Here is a 22099-nt window from a genome sequence, read left to right as displayed (position 1 = left end):
ATAAAAGTCCAAATACCATTCCGTAACGTAACAAAGAAAGAAAGTAAGTAGTCTGTAAGCCCAAATATTTTTTTAATTCTTTAAAAATTGAAATTATTGTTTCTGTCCTACAAATCGTATTACGGAACCTATTCCATTATGAAACAGTCCTTCTTTAAGCTCAATTTCTTTTTCTGTAAGTTCTAGAATGTTGTAATCTGGGAAATCAGACCTGATCTCGTCAATAGAGAATAAAGACTCAATGTCTCTTGGACCTCCTACGCTTTCATTTTTTGTAATGTATTCAAGATGTTTTTTACTGAAAGCTTCAAAAATAATATATCCACCTTTACGCAAATACTGATTCAGCATTCTATGTATTGAAGATTTTATATCTGCAGGAAAATGAGCATATATAAGAGCGATTACGTCAAATTGTTGTTTATGGTAATTTAAAGATGGCAGCTCTCCAACCCGGTAATCTATTGTCACTCCATTTTGCTCAGCAAGCTGTAGTGCTTTAGTTTTGCCTTGTATGCTGATATCAAAGGCTGAAGCTTTCCAGCCTCGTTTGGCAGCGTATACAGAGTTTCGCCCTTCACCATCTGCAGGAAATAGAATAGAGCCGGGAGTTAATGATTCAAGTTGTTCCTTTAAATAGTCATTGGGAGCTATTCCGTATACAAATTCTTCATGAGTATATCTTTCATTCCATTTATCAAGCCATGTATTGTCTTTCATTTTTTATAGTTTTTATTATATTCAAATGTAGGATGTTTTTTAGTTGTTTCTTCAACGGAAAAAGCAGTAAGGATAATAGATTTTTTGAATGATGATCTCTACTCAAGAAATATCTGAATACTATTCCGTACAATTAAAATTTGGAGTAATTTTGAAAAATGATGAATTTAAACCAGATTTTCACCAATCAACGTACAGGAAATAATCCACATACTAAAGCTTCAAGAACTGATTTTCAGCGAGATTTCGATAGGATAATCTTCTCTTCAGCATTTAGAAGACTTCAGAATAAAACTCAGGTTTTTCCGCTTCCCGGAAGTGTTTTTGTACACAACAGGTTGACGCATTCTTTAGAAGTATCGTCGGTAGGTAGAAGTTTAGGAAGTATTATCGGTGAATTTATTGCCGAAGATTTTAAAAATGATCTCACTGAAGATTCCAGAAATTTTTACTTATATAATTTAGGAAATGTAATTGCTGCAGCTTGTCTTTGTCATGATGTCGGAAACCCGGCCTTTGGACATTCGGGAGAAGATGCTATTGCGAGCTACTTTGAAAGGAATGAAAGAGATCTAAAATCGAAATTCAATGAAAAGGAATGGGCGGATTTGGTGAATTTTGAAGGAAATGCCAACGCAATCAGGGTCCTGGCTCAACAACAGCAAGGAAAGGATGCGGGAGGTATTCAGCTTACGTTTTCGACTTTGGCGAGCATAGCAAAATATCCATGTGAAGCTGTCGCTAAGAAAAAAGGAATTATTCACAGAAAGAAATTCGGTTTTTTCCAAAATGAAAAAGATATTTTTTTAGAAATTGCGAAAGGAACCCATCTTATTTCAGAAAGCGAGGAACCTCATATTTTCAAAAGACATCCATTTGTATGGCTGGTAGAAGCTGCGGATGATATCTGTTATAACATTATTGATATGGAAGATGCTCACCGATTAGGTATTGTATCTACTTCCGATTGCGAAAACCTGTTTTTCGAATTGGTAAAATCTGAAAGTAATGATATTGACAGAGTAAAAAATAAACTGGCTTCCATTTCCAATGAAAATGAAAAAATTTCCTATTTAAGAGCAAAAGCTATTAATGCCTTGATTAACAAATCCCTTGAGATTTACAAACAAAATTTTGAAACTATTCTTCATGGCAATCTGGATAAAGGACTTTTAGATATCTATAAATCGGAAAACAGCGCTTTACAGGACATAGAATCTTTCTCCATCGAAAAAATATACAATCATAAAGCCGTAGTGGAAATAGAAAATGCAGGTTATAACGTAATGTACGAATTATTGGATCATTTTATTCCTTCCATTCTGAAACCTGACGAAGAACGAAAATCTTACGATAAAAAAGCATTAAAACTACTTCCTAAGCAATTTGTCTATGAACATGGAACAGATTATCAAAAAGTACTTGGAATCATCGATTTCGTATCAGGAATGACCGATAATTATGCCACCGATCTTTACAGAAAAATTAAAGGAATAGATATCGGAATGACCGTATAATTCCAGAGAACGGAAACAGGAAGAAAAGTTGATGGAAATTATTGTTTCACACTTCAATAGCCTCCTGTTTCCGGTCCTAAGCTTCTTTACTGATAAAACAGACTATCACCCGGTTTAAATATTATTTCTATCTTTAACGGAAACAATTACTAAAAAACTAAACTATGGGTATTTTTCTAGCGCCTGTTATCATTTTCGGGCTTATTATTTTATTTGCATCATTTTTTGTGGTTAAGCAGGAAACGGCAGCCATTATAGAACGTTTTGGGAAATTTCAGGCGGTAAAGCACTCAGGACTTCATTTGAAACTTCCTATCATTGATCAGATAGCCAAAAGGCTAAATCTTAGAATTCAGCAGTTGGATGTAATGATCGATACGAAGACATTGGACAATGTATTCATTAAAATGAAAATTTCCGTTCAGTATCAGGTTATCAGAAATCAGGTGGGGGATGCTTTTTATCGTTTGGAGAATCCTGAAAATCAGATTACTTCTTTTGTTTTTGATGTGGTGCGTGCGGAGGTTCCAAAATTAAAACTAGATGATGTTTTTGTAAGAAAAGACGATATTGCTGTAGCGGTAAAAGGCGAACTTCAGGATGCCATGAATAGCTATGGATATGATATTATCAAAGCTTTAGTAACAGATATTGATCCGGATGAACAGGTAAAACATGCCATGAACAGGATCAACGCGGCAGAAAGAGAAAAAACAGCAGCGGAATATGAATCCGAAGCACAAAGAATCAGGATTGTAGCGGTAGCAAAAGCTGAAGCGGAATCTAAAAAGTTACAAGGACAAGGGATCGCTGATCAGAGAAGAGAAATTGCAAAAGGTCTTGAAGAATCTGTAAGAATGCTAAATAATGTAGACATCAACTCACATGAGGCATCTGCTTTAATTGTTGTAACACAGCATTATGATACTCTCCATTCTGTAGGAGCAAGTAATCGTAGTAATCTGGTTCTTCTTCCTAATTCACCTACTGCAGCCAGCAATATGCTCAATGATCTGGTTGTTGCAATGACAACAGCCAATACGGTAGGAGAAGCAACGAAAGGCAAGTATCCGGATCCTCCTCAAAAAGAATCAGGGTATTAGGTAAGGAAGCTGGAAGAGGGATGTTATGATAGTCAGTAATACTATTATCCATAATTTCCACCTTAGTTTTTCATACTTCCTGGCATAAAATAAAAAAGCTTCAGAATTTTCTGAAGCTTTTTTATTTATTTTTTCGTTTTAGAAACCTGTTCAATTAATGTATACTTTATTGAAGAAGCATCAGCCGGTGGATTAGCGATTTTTTCTGTTTTTACTTTTAAAACATATTCATATCCCGGTTCATAGGTGAATCCTTCAATATTGCTGTAGAAATTGGTCCAGTTTTCTGAAGCATTTTCTTTTACCTGCATGCATTTCATACGACCTGCACCTGCGGAGCAGTCTACAGTTTGTGCTCCTACAATAATTGTTTTTTCATTGGCTGCAGTTCCTTGTTTTTTAATTTTAGAAACTTGTTTTACCAATGTATATTTTATTGAAGAGGCATCAGCCGGCGGGTTAGCGATTTTTTCTGTTTTTACTTTTAAAACATATTCATATCCCGGTTCATAGGTGAATCCTTCAATATTGCTGTAGAAGTTGGTCCAATTTTCTGAAGTTTTTTCCTTCACCTGCAGACACTTCATAGGAGCTACTCCTGTACAATCTGCAGTCTGCGGTCCTACGATGAATGTTTTTTCATCGGCAGATGATGTTCCTGTCATGGTTGTACACTGTGTCATTGCGAATAACGCCAATACGGGAGCTGTCCCTTTTAGAATTGTTGCTATACTTTTCATAAAACTTGATTTTAGGGCTTACCTCGCAATTACCATGCCGAAGTTCTATTTTCATGAATTGTCGCAGTTCTTCTATTGCTTTTTATTTTTTAAATTATTTAATTTGAAGTTCTTAAGAACTGTAACCCCAAAAACATAACTAGTAATATAATATGGACAATCAAATTCAAGTTGAAAACTACAAGATTCAGAAACCTGAAGTGTGGGCAGGGAATATCGGAGATCAGGAAATCATAGAAAGAATCCAGGATTCCGAATTTGCAAAAAAACAGACCAGTGAGGGAAGGGACTATTGTTATTTTTTAGATAAAAAATATTATACCAGTAATACGGAAAACAGTGAATATGCTTGCATGGCCTACACACTCAATGAACCTGGAAACCTCGAAAGGGCTTCCGTTTCAGATGTTGTGGTAGAAGAAAATGAAGTCTATCAGATTCATAGAATCAGTGTTTTACGAGATGGGGTATTGGTAGACAAAATTCCGGATACAAAGATCAAAGTGCTGGACAGTGAAAATCAAAGTAGCGGAGGCGTCCTGAGCAGCAATAAAAAAATCAATATTACCATTAAAGATCTTAGGTTGTATGATGTTTTGATTTTAGAAGATTCAAGGGTGAAAGTATTTACAGATCGGGATTTTTTGAGAAAAGAATTTTCTAAATATGTTTGGGTAAGTCCGGATAATTATTGGGCTTATGGGAATTTTAAATTCACATTTATCAATGAACGTGATCAGACCGTTGCTTATAAGAAAACATTTTTCAGAGACGAACAAGGGAATGTTTTGGAACCGGAAACAAATTATCTGAAAAAAGGAGAACGATTCGTGATTGAAGAACAGAATTACATCAACCCTGTAGATGCAGGCCGTGAAATCTTTCCTTATATAGATTTTGCAACGGATAGCAACTGGAAAGATCTTTCCAATTATATTGTTCCGATTTATGATGAAATTTTTAATAAATCTTCTTTAAAGGACTTTGCCCCTAATCTTGTTGAAAAATTAGATGCCATAGCAGATCAGGATGAAAAACTGCAATTTGCTATTGAATATGTTCAGAACCATATCTATTATATCTTCAATGCGGATGAAATGAACGGACATAAGCCACAGGAACCTTCAGTAACATATGAAAACAAACAAGGAGACTGTAAGGCAAAATCAGTTTTGTTAAAGGTAATCCTGGATTATATTGGAGTTGATGCATCAGTGGTTTTAGTCAATTTTCATACGGATTATTATATTAAATATTATCTGCCGTCTTTATTGAGCTTTAATCATGTTGTGGTAAAAATACATTATAAAGGAGAAGAATATTTTGTAGATGCTACCATCCGTGATGAATTCGGATCGATAGAAAACAGAGGATTTATGTATTTTATGCATTACCTGGAAGTGAAGAAAGATCAGGAATTGCAGGTTAGAAATCCTCATAAATTCCAATATTTCTGCGTTGATGAAAAAGTAGACTTCAACGTGCAGGGCGGTATCGGAAAAATTAATTTGGTGACCGTCTATAAAGGAAACAGAGCGAATGCTATGAGAAGATATTTTAAAAGTACCAACAAAAGGGAAATTATAGACAGTTGGAACAGCTTCCTATTTTATGGTCTTAACTATTCCAATGACAGAAATGGGACGGATGTAAGGGATATTTTCAAAGATGCAGCTATTGATGTGGTAAGCGATGATAAAAAACGAAATGAAGTAAAGATTCAATACACTGCGACAATAGAAAACCCTTATTATGTAGATCCACAACAGAATCGTTTCCTGATGTATTTCGACAGAAATGTGGTGAAAGCAAGTGCCAGAGATTTCATGCATAAGGATATTGCATTCTGGCATAATTTCGACAGTGAAAAATATGAGATCAACCTGTATACAGATCAGAAAATTGATACGGAAGAAAAATACACTGTTCAGGAAAGCACAATCAGTAACCCTTATTTTGATTATAAAAGCCGTAAAAAGATTACAAAGAACGGGGCAAGTGTTTATATCGAGCATCAGCCGTTAATCAATCTAGAAATTCCACAGGAAGAGTTTGAAAAATTCAGAACAGATCATCATACCATAGCCGACAGTAATTTTGGATTAGGGATTGATGTTATTGAACCAGGACTGATGAACAGACTTAAATTCAGTTTTAAGAAAAGATTCAAATAAATATTAATAGAAGATTTGTTAGAAGGTTCTGGCGGGGCGGCAAAGCCGCCCCGCCAGAATCTGTTCCTATTTATTACCAAAAAATGGAGAAGAGAAAAAGTTCGCAGATGAGAAAATTATTATTAACTTCTACTTTATTGTTAGCGGGTTGTATGTCTGCCCAAAAGGCAGATAACGCTCTGCAGGGATATTATGAAGAACAAGGGAATGAAACCTTTTATAAAGGATTCAGTTTTGATGGAAACGGAAAAGTGGTAGGAGGCATGTCTAACGGATATTATTTTACCAGAAATGATAGTCTGGTGGTTTTTCCGGATAAAAGCATATTTATTTTTAAAATTAAAAAAGATAAATTGATTGGTGTTTCCGATTGGGTAGAAAAGGGAATTTGGACTCGTAAGAAGGACAATTCGGAAGTCAATAATAGAAAGAACCCTGAAGAAGCCCGCAAGAGAGCTGCTTTATTGGCAGAATTTTATGATAAAACAAAAAAATGGTCTGAACTGGATGCTTTAGTTTCAGATGACCTCCTTAAGACTAATGAAGACTTTTGTAACAGAGGATTACCGAGGGCATGTCTTACTACTTTTGGAATTAAAATGGTAAAATATACCCCTGATTTGTTAGGTGATCCCGATAAAATTAAAGCGAAAAAATTAAAACCCCATCCGGAGCTGATCCAACTTTCTCAAAGAATAGTGAGTCTTGGTGAAACAGAAGGCTACAATGTTCTAGGTTCTTATTATTTAATTTTAGGACTTCAGGATAAAGCCTTTGAAACCTGGACTGAAGGGGAGAATCATGGTGATGCTGCCTCAATGCTCTCAAAAGGATTTATTGAGTTGGGAAAGAGTATGGATGAAGGAGCTTCCTCCCATAAGAATAATACAAAAAGAAAAAAGAAATGATGCGGATATTACTATCCTTGGCTGGCTGTTTAGCCTTTTCTTCTTTTATCAATGCACAAAAATTAAAAAAGGAAGATATTATAGGGTTCTGGAGATTGAAAGAATCAGGATTTTATGAAAATAATAAAAAGGTTAGCAAAAGTTTTGACAACTGCTCTCTGATGAGAAACTATACCATGAGGGAAGACGGCTTTGCCATTTATAATTATGTAGAAGGAAGTGTTGGAAACTGTATGCCTTCTGAACCAAGGCTTTCCTTTTGGCGAATTGTAGACAATAGAATTCAGTTTTATGCAGATGATAAAAGTATTCTTGAGGAAGTAGTCGTGGCTTTGGATAAAAAAAATAAGAGTATGACTTTCTCAACGTATATCCCGGAGCCGGTGAAGGATGATGATCCAAAACTTGAAAAAATACTGAATATGATTCATTATGATACCCTTGAGAAACAATATTAAAAAGCTGAAACTATGAATTATGTTACGATTATTTATCTTGTAAACCTGTTTTTATATTCTCTTTATTTCTTTTTCTTTGGAAAAACTATTAGTGAAACGCATATCTCAACCTTGAGTTGGATTATATCGGGAGTACTATCTCTTTTTGTATTGTGTGCCGGATATTTGAATGCCAAAAAAGGAATGAAGTATCGGTCCGTACTATGGATCTTTTTTGTCAATGTTTTTCTGTTTGCGTGCTCAGGGTTATTTGATCAGTTTGGAAGCGATTTTAATATTCTTTCAACGGGCAATAGTGATAGCTTCCTATTCACATTGGCATTGATTTTTTATAACGGATATCTTTTCCCTTTAACGATTGTTCTTGAGGGGTCCGGGCTGGCGTTGATTGCGCCGGTGATGTTATCCTTTATTTTGCCTTCTTTAGGATATCTGATAGGAATGAAAATCCATTCGAAAAAAGAGAATTCTGCCGAGATAAATTAATATTTCAGCCTTTAGTTGCGAGAAAATTTTTGTTGAAAATATTTATTCTTCCGCAGATGGATTCTGAGGCTGTGAAGAAGTCTCTCTGAACTTTTGTTTGCCAATCAGCAATTCAAAAAACAGTTTAAAATCTGAAATTAAAGACCATAAAGGATATTTAAAAGTAGCCGGTTTGTTTTTCTCAATGAATGCATGACTAATCCATGCAAAACCATATCCAACAATGGGAATGTACCATAGGAATCGTTCTTTTCCTGAGCTGATAACATATCCGATTACGACAAAAACCAGCAGAGTTCCTAAAAAATGGAAAACTCGGGTTCCTGTTTTACTGTGTTCAGTAAGGTAAAATTGATAAAACTCTCTGTATGTTTTTATTCTTTCAGTCATAGTGATGTTGGTTTGAGGTTTCTGTTGAGTTTACAGCAATAATTCTGCCGATTTGATAAACGGATAAAAAAGAAGAAAGGGCAAAACTGCAAAAAGATAAATTATTATATTCACCTTTGGCAGTTTTGCCCTTTCATTATTTTTTTTAGCTTTTAGCTATTTCTTAATTCTTTTCCAAGTTTACTGTTTTTATAACCGTAGAAGAAGTAAATAACCATTCCGATCATGAACCACATTCCAAACCAGAACCAGTTTTCATGACTCATTCCGGTAAGAAGGTATAAACAAGAACTTAAACCTACTAATGGAATCAATGAAAGGTCTTTTATAAAAGCAACAACGCACATGATCAGGTTAATGAGAATGAAGAAGAAAATAGAAGCCCTGAATTCTCCTTCTTTAGCATCTGACCAATCCATCAAAGTATGGAAGAAGTCCGGTTGCCAATAGTAAAAAGCAATTAATCCACCGATGAAAACAACAGGGAAAATAATTTTACCATTTACATAAGGAAGGTGGAATCTTCCTTTTATCTTTTCTTTAGCCGGAAGTACAAGAACTCCTGCGCAAACCAGTACGAAAGCAAAGATGGTTCCGATACTTGTAAAGTCGAGAATAAACGTTTTATCTGTAAATAAAATTGGAATTCCTACCACAATTCCTGTTACAATCGTTGCAAAAGAAGGGGTTTTGTATTTTGGGTGTATCGTTAAGAATTTTTGAGGCATCAAACCGTCACGGCTCATGGCGTACCAGATTCTGGGTTGTCCCATCTGGAAAACCAATAATACGGTTGTGATGGCTACAATAGCAACAAAGGAAACCACAAGTTCCATCCAGGCTACGTTAGCATTACCTTTTTCAAATATAAAAGAAAGCGGGTCACCTACACCGTCAAACTTTCTGTAATCTACCATACCTGTCAATACCAAAGTAAGGGCAATATAAATCACTGTACACAATACAAGGGAAATGATCATCCCTTTAGGTAATGTTTTTTGAGGATCTTTTGTTTCTTCCGATAAAACACTTAAAGCATCAAATCCAATATACGCAAAGAATACCCCTGAAACGGCGCTCATCACTCCGGTAAAGCCATTCGGCATGAAAGACGGAGTCCCTGTTGTAGGGCTTATTGGTGTCCAATTATCAGTATTGATATAAGCAAAACCAACCAAAATAACCAATAAGATTACCCCCAGTTTTAAAATAACAAGTGAATTGTTGAAATTCTTACTTTCTTTCACTCCTACATAGCAAAGCCATGTGATTAGTCCGTTGATGACCAATGCGGGAACATCCACAATAAACTTCAGATTTCCGATTAATGGGGCACTTTTCCATGCGTTCAATAATTCTTTATTTTCGGAACCGTTTAAAAAGGCTTTTTTAGCTTCTGTATAGCTACAGGTAAGATAATCGGGGATATGCATTCCGAGACGGCCTAAGAAACTGGTAAAATAATCCGACCAGGAAAAGGCTACATAAATATTTCCGAAGGAATATTCCATAATCAGAGCCCAGCCGATAATCCAGGCAATCAGTTCTCCAAAACTCGCGTAGGCATAGGTGTATGCAGAGCCTGCTGTAGGGATTCTGCTGGCAAACTCAGCATAACATAAAGCTGTAAATCCACAGGCAAAACCACAAATCAAATATAGAAGGATAACACCGGGACCGCCTCTGAAAACGGCTTCTCCTAAACTACTAAAACTTCCTGCTCCTATAATTGCCGCAATCCCGAAAAATACGATGTCCCATACGCCTAAGACCCTTAAAAGTCCTGTTGAAGTATCTGTATCTGAATAGATTTTTCTTCTAAAAAGTTGACTCATTCAATAAGTATATTTGATTTGAAAAAAAGCAAATGTAATGATTTTTTATTTTGATGTTAACAGCTGTTAACAACATTTGCGCAAAAATGCTTTGTCAATAGTCTTTAGTCCTTATAGACAGGTATTTCCACATAGCTGTCGTTGTACCATTTTATCTCCAAAGGTTCTCCGGCATCTTGTAGGGTTTCATCACTTACATCTTTGCCTGTACCATAGTTAATTTGCCAGCGTGGATTTTTATTAACACCTACTAATAGCAGTAATTTACTTCCTTTTTCTATTTTTTTACTGATGACTATTGAGTTTTTTATAGGAATCTGTACACTTTTACCTGGTTCCAGAAGTTGTCTTACGGCATTATCCTTAGCATAGCTTACTCTTACCATATGATTGGATAATAAAAATGATTTTCCATCCGGTTGTATCTGATATAAGGCGGTATCTGTATCGAAATCCTTTTTATTAATGGAAAGATTGAAAAAACCGGAGAGGTTTCCACTGATGATAAGATCCTTGTCCAGTACTTCACTTTCGAAATATATGGAATTGGTCGTTTTTATACTGTCTTTTTTGCTGATGATATAGTACGTGTCTTTTTTATCCCTGTCTTTAAGGTCAACAATTTGTTTAGTAAAATTTTGTTGATGAGGTTGATTGAAAACCGAAGAATTGTCTTTACGATCCTTAAGATAAAATTTGAGGGCAGAATTGTGCATTTTATCAAGATCAGAAACATGTTTCCATGTGTTGGTATTCATCACCTGGAAGTTGATCTTATCTTTTAAAAGTTCTGGTTTTTTCCCGTTTTTAAGAATATAATCAAACCATGAAAAAGCCAGGTCGTCAATACTTATTCTGGCAACAGGGTCTATGGGAGTTTCGTTTACATAAGTAAAACCGTAGCTTTGTGCTCCACCATGATTATAAGGTCCGATTACCAGATAATGATCAGCATTTTTGTTATATTGATGATGTTGCTTAAAATAGTATAAGGCGCCAATTTGATCATCATCATAATATCCTGTAGTCGTTAAAATCGGAATGTTTATTTTACTGAAATCTTCTTTGTAAGGAACCATTTTTTGCCAATATTCATCATACCCCGGATGATCCAGCCATCTTTGAAATATCTTATTGGGTTTACCACTTATTGAATCTAAAGCCCGGAATGATCTACCACTTTTGTACCAGGCTGTATTAATGGAATCCCATTTTGTGGCATTACTAAAGTCCGCATCATCTGTCAGTTTATTATTGGTGACATATCGAATCCACTGTAGCATATAGCTCATGAATATATTATTTTGGGCAGGGTAATCAATCCCGATTCCTACTGCTACTTGTGGAACAATTGTTTTTAAAGCAGGATGTAATTTTTTTACAGCAGCCCATTGGCTAAACCCTAAATAGCTTCCTCCGATCATACCTACTTTACCATTGCTCCATGGTTGTTTGTAAACCCAGTCTATCACTTCATAAAGATCCTGTGATTCATGTTCAAAAGGATTATTGACATCATTACTATTTCTTTTACCATGAGTATTAACTACAGCTCCTACATAATTATAGGACGCTGCTCTTTTCCCAAAGTATTCATCAAATGGTCCTGCGTAAATATTACTGGTAAGGATAACCGGAAGGGGAGATGTGTTTGCTTTTTTCCTGACAATGGTAATCGTTAGAGTACTCCCGTTTTTTAATGTCAGGTCTTTTGTTTCTATGATATATTGGGCTTTGTCTTTTAATGCCAGTAATTTCATGACCTGAGGCTTAATACCGGAATATATTTTATAGTTGATATAACTTTTACATAGCGCCAAGGCTGAAACATAATCGATGTTGTCTTTATCTTTTTGTTTGTCCAGGGCTTTCCTGAACGTTTTTTTATAATTATTTACATCACCATCCAATATGAGTCCTAACCTGGTTGTCAATTGATCGGGAAGGCTTTCGTATTTTGTGTTAAATGCAATTTGGAGAGCGTCCGGAAAAATAATTTTTCGCTCTTTCTCTATCAATTTAGCCATACTGTACACTTCATATCCTAGAAATTTATTTCCGGCCATATTGTGATCTGCATATTCGTTGCGGTAATCGGCTAAGGTATTGATTGCCTTTTGATAGTCTTTTGCAGCGATCTGTAAGCGGAAGAAATCATCCAAAAAATTGATGTTGTTTTTCAGTTTATGCTGAGAAGAATGAAGATGGTTGATCACTTGTTGGGCAAGTTCAGGCATCTGTTTTTCTAAAATAAGAGAGTCTGTAACGGCTGTTTTAGGGAAAGAAAACTTTTGCGCCTGCATCAGGTTCACAAAAATTAATGCTAAAAGTATCTTAAATTTCATGACATAGAAGGTTTCTGGTATGTTTTTAGCTGCTGTTGAAAAAGTATCAAATCAAAAGAATTTTGAAAGGTATACTTAAGTTGTTTAATTTTTTATCAGACTAAAGTAAGAATTTTTATCATAAAACAGTGAAATGATTTCATTGTTGCGAATTTGATATTTTAGATTATTAAATCTGTTAAAACTTGCTTAAACAATAAGTTTTTAATATTTTCGTTAACTTATGTAGACTAATTTTCTTATATCAAGAAGAATGAAATCAAAAAAAATACTTTTAGCGGCTGCGGTCATTTATTTCGGAATCTCCGATGCTCAACAGTCTCAATATTTTACACAGAAAGAAAATTATAGATTCAATCTAGCTGAAAATCTTTACCAGACCAAAATATACAACGCCTCCCAATACGAATATGCACGACAATATTTCTACAATCAGAATTTGTCACGTTCGAAAAAGGAGGCGGCGCAATTTTTTGATAATGTGATCGGAGTGATTCTTCAGAAGAATCATGCGGAAGAAGGATTAACGGCTTTTATGAAAGAATATCCGAATTCTGCTTATTTTGCTCAGGCAAATCTTCCTTTGGCCGATTATTATTTGGCTAAGAAAGATTTTGATAAAGCTTTGGAAACTTTGAAAAAAGTAAACCAATATCAACTTTCTAAAGAGGAAAATACACAGTATATTCTAAAATTGGGATATGCCAAGTTTATGACGGGAGATTCTAAAGGAGCTATTGATGCTTTGGAAGAAGCTTATAAAACGGCGGATCAGTCTCAAAAAGGAGATATTGCCTATATGCTGGGCCATCTATATTACAGCAACAGGCAGAATGATAAAGCTTTTCAATATTTTGATTCTATAAAAGATCAGGATAAGTTTTCCAAGCTGGTACGTCCTTATTATGTACAGATGTACTATAATGATAAGAATTATGACAAGGCTATTTCTGAAGGAAATTCTTTATTGAACGAAAATATTTCAGATTCTTATAAAGCGGAAGTTCATAAGATCATTGGAGAGAGTTACTTTATGAAGAAGGATTATACTTCTGCTTATCCACATTTGAAAGATTATCTGAACGTACAACAAAGTCCGTCTGAGAACGACTTATATGAAATGGGGTTTGTAGCGGCTCAGCTTAAAAAATACGACGAGGCAGTCTCTTACTATAACCAGCTTATCAACAGCAATTCTGCATTAGCACAGAACGCTTATTATCAATTGGGAAATGCTTATCTGGCAGTTGATAAAAAGCAGGAAGCACTTTCTGCATTCCGTTCTTCTTATCAGATGGAGTATGATGCGAAAGTGAAAAAACTGGCTCATGAGCAGTACGCGAAATTGAGTTACGATATCGGAAACCCATTTGAAAGTCCGTCAGCGGTTATTCAAAGTTATATCAACGAAAATCAGGATGGAGCCAATGCATCAGAAATGAGATCGTTATTGGTGAAATCATATTTGTATTCCGGAAACTATAAAGAAACGTTGAATGCTATCGACAGGTTACAGAATTCGACTCCTGAGATCAATAAAGTAGATCAGGAAGTTTCTTATTTATTAGGGACGGAAGAATTTAATAAAGGAAATTATGACGAGGCCGAAAAGTATTTCCTGAGAAGTCTCGGATTTAATATTAATAAAGAATTTAACAGCAGAGCTTTATATTGGCTGGCTCAGGTATATTACCAGAAAGGAAATTATCCGTCTGCTATAGTTCGTTACGAAAAACTTCTTAACGAGAATTTCCCGGAAAAACAACAGTTACCATATGATTTAGGATATGCTTATTTTAAATCTAAAAAATTTGATCAGGCAGCGACCTATTTCAAACAATACCTGACTAATCCGAAACCTGAATTTAAAAATGATGCAGAACTTCGTTTGGCAGACATCCATTATGCTAATAATGATCTGAATGAAGCCATTGCCATCTATGATAAAAACGATGATGCAACGGATTATACGCTATACCAAAAAGCAATGGCTTTAGGATTTAAAGGAGATACGCAGGCAAAAATTAATAATCTAAAGAACCTTTTATCGAAATATCCGAATTCCGAATATTATGATGATGCCCAATACGAAATAGGAACAGCTTATGCAGCTCAGGATGATTTTGCCAATTCCAATGATTATTTTGGAAAAGTAATCAAAACGTCTTCAGATAAAGATCTTATTGCGAATGCTTCTATTTATAGGGCTCAGAATTACATCGATCAAAATCAGAATGATAAAGCGCTTTCCGAATTGAAATCTTTGGCAGAACAGTATAAAAATACAGCTTATGCACAGAAAATCGTTCAGGCAGCAAAACCTATTTTCACGAAAACCGGAGATGTTTCAGGCTATGAAAACTTTGCAAGAAATATAGGAGTTAATGTTGATGCATCAGAAATTGATGAAATCAATTTATCTACCGGGAAGCAATATTTTTCTAAGAAAGACTATAAAAATGCTATTTCTTATTATGAGAAATATTTAACGCAAAACCCTACAGGAGAAGGTCTTTATCAAGCTAAATATGAATTAGGAGAAAGTTATTATCAAACGAATAATTCAACAAAAGCACTTCTTGTTTTACAGGAAGTGGCTGCTGTTCAGAACGATTATCAGGATGATGCACAAACCCGTTTAGCACAGATTTTTATTGCACAAGGTAATACTGCCGAAGCGAAAAAATATCTTGAAAGTATTAGGAACTCTTCCGATATCAGCATCAAAAATTATGCGAATGTGGAGTTGATGAAGCTATATGCTAATGAAAAGAACTTCTCTGAAGCTGAAAAATTAGCTAATGCGGTGATTGCTAATTCTAAGAATTCTGCTGCTGTGATTGAAACAGCCAAAGTAATTAAAGCAAGAAGTCTGATGAATTCAGGAAAAGATAAGGATGCACAATCTGCATATGCTTCTCTTGAAAAATCTTCCAATACAACAGTAGCGGCAGAAGCGTTATATGCTAAAGCTTATTATCAGAATAAAGGTAAAGCATTTAAATCTTCCAATGAAACGATCTTTAAGCTTGCCAATAACTATGCATCAGAAGAATATTGGGGTGCGAAGGCTTTAGTATTGATGGCTAAAAATTATATTGGTTTGAAAGATAATTATCAGGCGAGTTATACATGCGACCAGATTATTGCCAACTACAAAGATTTCCCTGAAATCGTTGCAGAAGCTAAGGATGTTAAAAAGCAGATTAAAAAGTAAAAATGTAGTATCCTATTGATGTGAAAGTCATTGTACTTTTTGTATCAATACACAAATACACCCAATAGTAATGAACAGAAAAATTCAATTATTATCCATATTATTTTTAGGGGTTTCGTCGGTGGCGTTTTCCCAGATCAAAGAGGAAAAACTGGTTCTTAATAAAAAAAGAGAACCGGAAGTGAAGAAGATCGAGAAGAAGAAGACTTCGGTAGAAACCATTAAGAATTATCCTCCGGAAGAGAAATCACAGAACCCCGTAAAATATACCATTACGGATGTTCCTGCGGTTTCGGATTTTAAAACTTCAACAATTCAAGGGGAGGATGTTGCTCCAAAATTCGATGGAACAGCCCAGAATAATTACGTCCAGTTTGGCATGGGTAATTATGGTAAAATCCTGTTAGATGGAAATGTTTCCAAAACCCTTGAAAATAAGTTTGAAGTAGGAGCGGATGTTCATTTACTTTCTACAAGTGGTCTTAAAAAAGATTATGATTGGAAATCAGGTCAAACGTCAGCTACGATCGGAGCTTTCTTAAATTCTTACGGAGAAAAAGGAAAATTCAATATCAATGCCGAGTATGGATTAGACAACTATAATTATTATGGAATTTATGCCCTGCAACCATCTGCAGATGTTGATTTGAAGCAGAAGGTAAACCAGTTTAAGGTGAATGGATACTATGATTTTTATTCTAATGAAATCTTAAATGATGTAAGAGTAAAATCATCATTCCTGAAAGATCATTTTGATGCTCAGGAAAACCAGGTTTCCATTTTGGCTAATTTTTCGAAACATGCCGTTGAGCTGGGTAAATCAGGAATTAATCTGAATGCTGATTTAGGAGTAGGATTGGAAGCTGTAAAAACAGATTTTGCGATAGTAGATAAAAACTCTTCCAATTTTTTCAATACTAATTTGACTCCAAAAGTAACTTTTAGAAAAGGAGAATCTTATTTGATGTTAGGTTCAGGGTTTTCTTTCCTGAATGCTAAAAACTCAAATAAGCTAATGGATCAGGTAAAGAACAATAAAACCTATTGGTTTCCACAAGCTGAATTCCAGTTTGCGGCAGCTAAAGAATTTAAATTCTACGGTGGGGTAGACGGAGGTCTAAAGCTTAATACATATGGCGATATGTTGCAGGCCAATCCATATATTCTTTCTGATCAGTATTTAAAGCCAACAGAGACCAAATATCATTTTTATGTAGGATTGAGAGGAGATATTGATGAAACGTTGAAATACGACTTCTCTGCAGGCTTTGGAAAGATGAAAGATATTATGTTCTTCAAGGCGAATAGCCTTTTTGATAATAACTACACCATGAATCGTTCTGCTTATGATTTTGCCAATACATTTTCTGCGGTATATGACGACGGAAATATAAGTGATATCAAAGGTAGTGTGCAGTATTTTCCATTAGCAAACCTAATTATTGATGGAGAGCTAAGGTTTACAAAGTACAGTTTAAAGAATTACGACAATATTTACAACGTTCCGTTGTTCAATGCTAGCATCGGAGCTAAATATACAATGCTTGACAAAAAATTATTGTTAGGTTTCAAAGGAATCTTTGCAAGTGACAGAACGACAAATTCTTATACGATTGAAGGGGTTGCCAATCCTGGTATGATTTTCCAGTCTACGGAGAATACAAACGATAAAGTTGGTGGTTACGCTGATTTAAATCTTTCTGCAGAGTATAAAATTCACAAAAATTTCAGTATTTTCGCACTCGGAAATAATCTTCTGGGCTCAAAATATCAGACGTACAAAGCTTATAAAGTTTTGGGTCCTCAGATTTTGGGTGGTGTGAAGATTACCTTCTAAAATATAAGTAATCAGTAATGAATGATAAGTAATTTGAGAATTACTCATTACTTATCATTCATTACTGATGAATACGGCTGCATAGTTTAATGGATAGAACTTCGGATTTCGGCTCCGACAGTGAGGGTTCGAATCCTTCTGCGGTCACAAAAGCTCCTTTTTAGGGGCTTTTTTTATTATATACACAGTTATAAACGCAATCAGGTTATCTTTGTGGATATTGATAAAAAATATAGCGACTTAAAAAGCCTTTAGTTTCTGTTTAGCCTCCAACCATTTTTTATAGTATTAGCCCCTCTTTTTTAGCAGCCTTTTTACTATTCTCCCAACTGGTGTGAGTTTTTAACTTGTGTTATTAACAATATTTTTAAAATTTATATGTATTTCCAAATTATAAAATAAAACCTCCGCTATTGCGAAGGTTTTGCTTTTTAAATTTTAGTGTATTAGTGTATGTGTTTTTAGAATCGTATCCAATTTCGGAATAAGACAAAATTTTAATTTTTATAATAATTATTCAGAATGATTATATTTTCCCCTCCCTAAAATTTAAAGCATTATCTTCACAAAATCTGTACACCATGTATGCATTATCAGTCGAAAATTTGGTACAGGTGTTATCATTAAATTCTTTTGGAAACAGTTTATAATATTTCATAAATCTTTCAAAGTCTTCTGCTTTTGAAGGAACAATCAGAATTTCAAAATATGGGACAGTGATAAGTTCGTTAGTATTCTTTAGAATCTCTTTTTTATGTTGAATAGCTTGTTGATAATTCATAATGATTGATTTAGCAAAATTAATTGGAAGCTTTTTCTGATGATTTTTTATTATTGGGTTCATGGTGAAAGAGAACCATCTCAGAGTCCTTTTTTAAAAAAGTAATTTCGCCTTTAATATCAGAAAATCTGTATTCTGGATTTTCCGCTGTATAGCTTGGCAAATCATTGTTTTTACTCAATTGGTAGGTTTCCCCTTCAAAATGGATTATTACAGTATTGTGAGTATTATTAATAACAACTTCCATTTCATCATCTCCAAACTCATCATCAACATAAACATTTTTCACAATATTGTCAGTGCTAACCAGAGTTTGAGGTTTTGAAGAAACAGTCTTCGCAGGCTGCTTACATCCTGTTACTAAAAGAGCAGCTCCCCCTAAAACAATTGATAAAAATAACTTTTTCATGGTAATAGATTATTTTTAATGGTCTCATTATAGAAAATGGTGGTTATCAAAGTTATCATACATCATTTGTGTATGGTTTAATACCTAGTTAATTGCGATAGCATATAATGCATTTTCAGACCAATTGCCTCCATAGCCGCTTATGAAAGTTGAACTGGGAGGACTTCCTTGTGTGACAGCAGCTCCTACAATATAAGTATAAGTTTTGTCTCCTCCCGAGGTATTATTGATGAAAACAGAACCTGTTACCGCATTTTCTATAGTATTTCCTGCTACAGCTATAGGGCCTACCACAGAAAAACTCATTAAAGTAGGTCTTATTACATCTGTGGATTGAGTACCAATAGCCCCTACTGCCAAAGTTTGGTCTGAGAAAGTACTTCTTACAAACATTTTTTGTCCCACTGCTAGTGTCCCGTTAACACGTATAAGCTGAGTAATGGTGAGAGCCCATTTCCCAGAAGGCAACGTGATTTTATTTCCAGTTGCCATATAGGTTGAAGAATCAGCAAAGGGAATATCAATGGAACCCGATGTTGCTATTCCCGTAACAGATTGTACCGTGGGAGCTTGCCATGTTGCTGTTCCACTTGCATCCGATGTTAGGACTTTGTTAGCTCCCTGTGTACCATCAACAATTCGTACAGCTCCGTTTGTAGCAGAATTAATATGTAATCTGGTTGATGGTGCGGTAGTTCCAATCCCGACATTCCCTTGAATAATTGCTCCGTTTGTTGGAGCTGCAGTATTGGCATAACCATTACCAATAGAAGCATTTCCATTTATAGAGAGATTACTTGCCGGGTTGCCAGTATTGTTTATTCCTACTTTTCCCGAACGTGTAATAGATAATATTTGTCCACTACTTATTCCTGCATTATCACTTACAGCTTGAAAATTCAAAACAGGTTCTGTCGCATTTTGAGTGTAATTGATTTTTAAAACTTTATTTCCTGCCGCTGCTGCTAGATTTTCAAGATAGAAACCAGGTCCGGATAATGTTGAAGCTGTTCCATTTCCCGTAATAGCTATTCCTGAGATAAAGCTGTTTGTTATTCCACTCGTAGTATTAAGCTCAGTAATATGTAATTGTTGCTTGGGTAATACTGTACCTATTCCCACATAGCCGTTATTAAGTACTACCACATCATTGGCTTGCTGTGCAACAGTAGGAGTTCCCGTTGCTGGATTATCTTTGGCTCCATCCACATGGAAAACTCCTTGCGGATTTGTAGTATTGATACCTACACCAACTTGCGAGAAGGCCAAACCAGAGCACAAGATTGCAAATAAAATTATTAAGTTTTTTTTCATTGCTATTAATTTTTTAATTTGTGTATATTAGAATCTTACAATATATATCAACATTAACAAAAAAATAAAAAGACTTATCTAAATCTTTTTGATTCAAATATTAATATACTTCCTGTAGTTCCTCCTACTACACGAGCATATATAGCATTATTTTGGTAATAAAATTCTAAACTTGAACCTGTTCCAAAAGCAAAAGTAAGTGTTGAAGTAAATGCCGAAATTGTTGTATTGCCATTATTTACAGCGGTTGCAGTAGCGGCATAACGTGTTGAGCCTGATCCGCTTCCAGATGCGAAATTAGAAACTGTAAATCCTGTATTAATACCAAAATTGGCAGTTGCTAAGATGCTAGATCCAGTTCCGGCAGGACCAAATACCAGACCTGTATAAATTTTAAAAGTAAGCATTGCTGAAGGGGAAATATCCGTTATTTTTAAACCTGTCGTAGTAAGGCTATAGCTTCCATCAAAATTTAATGAAGTAGCGGCTCCAACATCATATCCTTTGACAATATTTCCATTTACATCGATATATGCAGGTGAAAGCCTGTCGTAATTCACACCTGCCGCAATATTTCCTGTTTGTTTATCCTGAGTAAGTGGAGGATTTACCAATTTAAGTGCTGAACGGGTTACATTACCATAAATATTAACCAATGCATCATTTGTAGCATCTGGAGTAACACTATCCGGTTTCCCTATATAAGTTCTACTATCTTCATATATACTTAGGTTATTTGAATCTGTAGCATTACTATTTTGAACGTTTATGATTTTGTTTGCAGGGGTCGCTGTTTTAGATACAATATCTAAAGTAGCTTGAGGGTTTGTAGTATTGATACCTACACCAACTTGCGAGAAGGCCAAACCAGAGCACAAGATTCCAAATAAAGTTATTAGGTTTTTTTTCATTGTTTAAGTTTTAAGAGTTATTTTTTTTGTGTTATCGTAAATTAAACTTGGTAATTATAATATATTCTTATTCATTTAGAATTGTTCGGATATATGGTGGTACCTAATATTTTTATTTAAGTCGTTTAACAGAGAAAAAGGTGGAAGGATTTCCACTTAATTGACCTCTTATTATCAAATTTGAGGAGACAGATTTAAGAATTCTGAATGAATAAATTTTTCCGGCAGTAAGGTCTAGTGCAACATTGAAAGCCAGGTTAGACACATCTCCATTTACCAAATGTAATGTTTGTAAAAGCTGAGATCCCCATGCAGCATCAGAATCATTATAAATGCCATAATAAAAATTACCATCATACGAATTTCCCTGCGGCTGCACAGAAAAATTCATAGTCAAAAAATAAGTCCCGGTAGTATTTATCGTAAAGGAATTACTAGTAGCCAAACCTGTAAAAGAATTATAATTGTCGATCATTTTGACTGTAATATTACCTATACTTAGTGATGCTGTACTGGGTATATTCCAATCTGCTGACATTCTTACGGAAATTTCCTGGGCTATTTGTTGTACTCCATTAATGGAAATAACACTCCCTGTACCATTGGGCAGGTTCAAGGGAGGAGTTGAAACAGCTTGCCACACTGTACCATCAAATGAAAAATATCCTGTTCTTGTTACATTGATAGTTTGGCCGGCAGGTGCAGTATCCGCTAAAGTTACATATACCATAGCTCCTATCTGGCTAGCACCATAGTTTTTTGCTCGCAATTCTGCACCTGTAATTCTGGGGGGAATAATTCCATCCAATTTAGAAGCATTGGCTGGGTCTCCTAATACTTCAAGAGTAGCATTAGGGCTTGAAGTATTAATGCCAACTTGTGATATAACGGAACTAGAACACAAAATTGTAGATAAGATAATTAAGTTTTTTTTCATTATTACTGAATTTTAAA

The 22099-nt window shown here is 35.0% G+C and carries 18 protein-coding genes and 1 tRNA gene; 9 read left to right on the top strand and 10 right to left on the bottom strand.

Features of this window, described 5'->3' with window-relative positions; genetic code table 11:
- Nucleotides 1-93: 93 nt before the first annotated feature.
- Entirely contained in the window at nt 94-720 is a 627-nt protein-coding gene (locus CW752_RS03050) for a class I SAM-dependent methyltransferase (protein WP_101238321.1), read from the bottom strand.
- Between the two features lie 161 nt (nt 721-881).
- On the opposite strand from CW752_RS03050, the gene CW752_RS03045 reads away from it, so the two are divergent.
- On the top strand, nt 882-2237 hold the full coding sequence (locus CW752_RS03045; RefSeq protein ID WP_101238377.1) for a deoxyguanosinetriphosphate triphosphohydrolase: 1356 nt from the start codon (nt 882-884) through the stop codon (nt 2235-2237).
- 164 nt (nt 2238-2401) lie between these two features.
- Nucleotides 2402-3340: an SPFH domain-containing protein gene (locus CW752_RS03040; RefSeq protein ID WP_101238320.1), complete on the top strand. Its 939-nt coding sequence runs from the start codon at nt 2402-2404 to the stop codon at nt 3338-3340.
- 125 nt (nt 3341-3465) lie between these two features.
- On the opposite strand, the gene CW752_RS17005 is transcribed toward CW752_RS03040, so the two are convergent.
- The gene (locus tag CW752_RS17005; protein ID WP_228401596.1) at nt 3466-4080 is read right to left on the bottom strand and encodes a DUF4377 domain-containing protein; all 615 of its coding nucleotides are present in this window, start codon (nt 4078-4080) and stop codon (nt 3466-3468) included.
- Between the two features lie 152 nt (nt 4081-4232).
- Between CW752_RS17005 and CW752_RS03025 the strand changes: the two genes are divergently transcribed.
- From CW752_RS03025 to CW752_RS03010, 4 genes are all read left to right on the top strand, one after another.
- A complete protein-coding gene (locus CW752_RS03025) occupies nt 4233-6254 on the top strand; it encodes a hypothetical protein (RefSeq protein ID WP_101238319.1) in 2022 nt (673 codons plus the stop codon).
- Between the two features lie 107 nt (nt 6255-6361).
- Nucleotides 6362-7162, top strand: coding sequence for a hypothetical protein (locus tag CW752_RS03020; protein ID WP_133121644.1), 801 nt, complete (start codon nt 6362-6364; stop codon nt 7160-7162).
- Entirely contained in the window at nt 7159-7620 is a 462-nt protein-coding gene (locus CW752_RS03015; RefSeq protein ID WP_101238317.1) for a lipocalin family protein, read from the top strand. The genes CW752_RS03020 and CW752_RS03015 overlap by 4 nt, the downstream gene beginning before the upstream one ends.
- 12 nt (nt 7621-7632) lie before the next feature.
- Nucleotides 7633-8106 (top strand): hypothetical protein, encoded by a 474-nt coding sequence (locus tag CW752_RS03010; protein WP_101238316.1) that lies wholly within the window; start codon nt 7633-7635, stop codon nt 8104-8106.
- Nucleotides 8107-8148: 42 nt separating this feature from the next.
- On the opposite strand, the gene CW752_RS03005 is transcribed toward CW752_RS03010, so the two are convergent.
- The 3 genes from CW752_RS03005 to CW752_RS02995 all read right to left on the bottom strand — a co-directional run bounded on the left by CW752_RS03005 (nt 8149) and on the right by CW752_RS02995 (nt 12676).
- Nucleotides 8149-8496, bottom strand: coding sequence for a DUF962 domain-containing protein (locus CW752_RS03005; RefSeq protein WP_101238315.1), 348 nt, complete (start codon nt 8494-8496; stop codon nt 8149-8151).
- A gap of 152 nt (nt 8497-8648) precedes the next feature.
- On the bottom strand, nt 8649-10331 hold the full coding sequence (locus CW752_RS03000; protein ID WP_101238314.1) for an APC family permease: 1683 nt from the start codon (nt 10329-10331) through the stop codon (nt 8649-8651).
- A gap of 104 nt (nt 10332-10435) precedes the next feature.
- Nucleotides 10436-12676: a CocE/NonD family hydrolase gene (locus CW752_RS02995; protein WP_101238313.1), complete on the bottom strand. Its 2241-nt coding sequence runs from the start codon at nt 12674-12676 to the stop codon at nt 10436-10438.
- A gap of 253 nt (nt 12677-12929) precedes the next feature.
- Here CW752_RS02995 and CW752_RS02990 point away from each other — a divergent pair, with 253 nt between their 5' ends.
- The 3 genes from CW752_RS02990 (at nt 12930) to CW752_RS02980 (ending at nt 17877) form a co-directional block, all read left to right on the top strand.
- Nucleotides 12930-15893, top strand: a complete 2964-nt coding sequence (locus tag CW752_RS02990) for a tetratricopeptide repeat protein (RefSeq protein ID WP_101238312.1) — start codon at nt 12930-12932, stop codon at nt 15891-15893.
- A gap of 70 nt (nt 15894-15963) precedes the next feature.
- Nucleotides 15964-17730, top strand: coding sequence for a TonB-dependent receptor (locus CW752_RS02985; protein ID WP_101238311.1), 1767 nt, complete (start codon nt 15964-15966; stop codon nt 17728-17730).
- A 75-nt stretch (nt 17731-17805) separates the two neighbouring features.
- A tRNA-Arg gene (locus CW752_RS02980) sits at nt 17806-17877 on the top strand.
- 379 nt (nt 17878-18256) lie between these two features.
- Here CW752_RS02980 and CW752_RS02975 read toward each other — a convergent pair.
- The 5 genes from CW752_RS02975 to CW752_RS02955 all read right to left on the bottom strand — a co-directional run bounded on the left by CW752_RS02975 (nt 18257) and on the right by CW752_RS02955 (nt 22082).
- Nucleotides 18257-18511, bottom strand: coding sequence for a hypothetical protein (locus tag CW752_RS02975; RefSeq protein ID WP_133121643.1), 255 nt, complete (start codon nt 18509-18511; stop codon nt 18257-18259).
- Nucleotides 18512-18530: 19 nt separating this feature from the next.
- Nucleotides 18531-18920, bottom strand: a complete 390-nt coding sequence (locus CW752_RS02970) for a hypothetical protein (protein ID WP_101238309.1) — start codon at nt 18918-18920, stop codon at nt 18531-18533.
- Nucleotides 18921-19004: 84 nt separating this feature from the next.
- On the bottom strand, nt 19005-20234 hold the full coding sequence (locus CW752_RS02965) for a hypothetical protein (protein ID WP_133121642.1): 1230 nt from the start codon (nt 20232-20234) through the stop codon (nt 19005-19007).
- Between the two features lie 74 nt (nt 20235-20308).
- A complete protein-coding gene (locus CW752_RS02960) occupies nt 20309-21145 on the bottom strand; it encodes a hypothetical protein (protein WP_101238307.1) in 837 nt (278 codons plus the stop codon).
- 112 nt (nt 21146-21257) lie between these two features.
- Entirely contained in the window at nt 21258-22082 is an 825-nt protein-coding gene (locus tag CW752_RS02955; RefSeq protein ID WP_101238306.1) for a hypothetical protein, read from the bottom strand.
- Between the last annotated feature and the right edge of the window lie 17 nt (nt 22083-22099).

It is taken from the genome of Chryseobacterium sp. PMSZPI (assembly GCF_002835665.1).
GTDB lineage: Bacteria > Bacteroidota > Bacteroidia > Flavobacteriales > Weeksellaceae > Chryseobacterium.
The sequence above is the reverse complement of the archived record's forward strand: the minus strand, read 5'-3'. Positions and strand labels throughout refer to the sequence as shown.

What these genes read in the sequence shown, in the direction of transcription:
- CW752_RS03050 (WP_101238321.1), bottom strand. Translation starts at nt 720, where the DNA reads ATGAAAGACAATACATGGCTTGATAAATGGAATGAAAGATATACTCAT.
- CW752_RS03045 (WP_101238377.1), top strand. Translation starts at nt 882, where the DNA reads ATGAATTTAAACCAGATTTTCACCAATCAACGTACAGGAAATAATCCA.
- CW752_RS03040 (WP_101238320.1), top strand. Translation starts at nt 2,402, where the DNA reads ATGGGTATTTTTCTAGCGCCTGTTATCATTTTCGGGCTTATTATTTTA.
- CW752_RS17005 (WP_228401596.1), bottom strand. Translation starts at nt 4,080, where the DNA reads ATGAAAAGTATAGCAACAATTCTAAAAGGGACAGCTCCCGTATTGGCG.
- CW752_RS03025 (WP_101238319.1), top strand. Translation starts at nt 4,233, where the DNA reads ATGGACAATCAAATTCAAGTTGAAAACTACAAGATTCAGAAACCTGAA.
- CW752_RS03020 (WP_133121644.1), top strand. Translation starts at nt 6,362, where the DNA reads ATGAGAAAATTATTATTAACTTCTACTTTATTGTTAGCGGGTTGTATG.
- CW752_RS03015 (WP_101238317.1), top strand. Translation starts at nt 7,159, where the DNA reads ATGATGCGGATATTACTATCCTTGGCTGGCTGTTTAGCCTTTTCTTCT.
- CW752_RS03010 (WP_101238316.1), top strand. Translation starts at nt 7,633, where the DNA reads ATGAATTATGTTACGATTATTTATCTTGTAAACCTGTTTTTATATTCT.
- CW752_RS03005 (WP_101238315.1), bottom strand. Translation starts at nt 8,496, where the DNA reads ATGACTGAAAGAATAAAAACATACAGAGAGTTTTATCAATTTTACCTT.
- CW752_RS03000 (WP_101238314.1), bottom strand. Translation starts at nt 10,331, where the DNA reads ATGAGTCAACTTTTTAGAAGAAAAATCTATTCAGATACAGATACTTCA.
- CW752_RS02995 (WP_101238313.1), bottom strand. Translation starts at nt 12,676, where the DNA reads ATGAAATTTAAGATACTTTTAGCATTAATTTTTGTGAACCTGATGCAG.
- CW752_RS02990 (WP_101238312.1), top strand. Translation starts at nt 12,930, where the DNA reads ATGAAATCAAAAAAAATACTTTTAGCGGCTGCGGTCATTTATTTCGGA.
- CW752_RS02985 (WP_101238311.1), top strand. Translation starts at nt 15,964, where the DNA reads ATGAACAGAAAAATTCAATTATTATCCATATTATTTTTAGGGGTTTCG.
- CW752_RS02975 (WP_133121643.1), bottom strand. Translation starts at nt 18,511, where the DNA reads ATGAATTATCAACAAGCTATTCAACATAAAAAAGAGATTCTAAAGAAT.
- CW752_RS02970 (WP_101238309.1), bottom strand. Translation starts at nt 18,920, where the DNA reads ATGAAAAAGTTATTTTTATCAATTGTTTTAGGGGGAGCTGCTCTTTTA.
- CW752_RS02965 (WP_133121642.1), bottom strand. Translation starts at nt 20,234, where the DNA reads ATGAAAAAAAACTTAATAATTTTATTTGCAATCTTGTGCTCTGGTTTG.
- CW752_RS02960 (WP_101238307.1), bottom strand. Translation starts at nt 21,145, where the DNA reads ATGAAAAAAAACCTAATAACTTTATTTGGAATCTTGTGCTCTGGTTTG.
- CW752_RS02955 (WP_101238306.1), bottom strand. Translation starts at nt 22,082, where the DNA reads ATGAAAAAAAACTTAATTATCTTATCTACAATTTTGTGTTCTAGTTCC.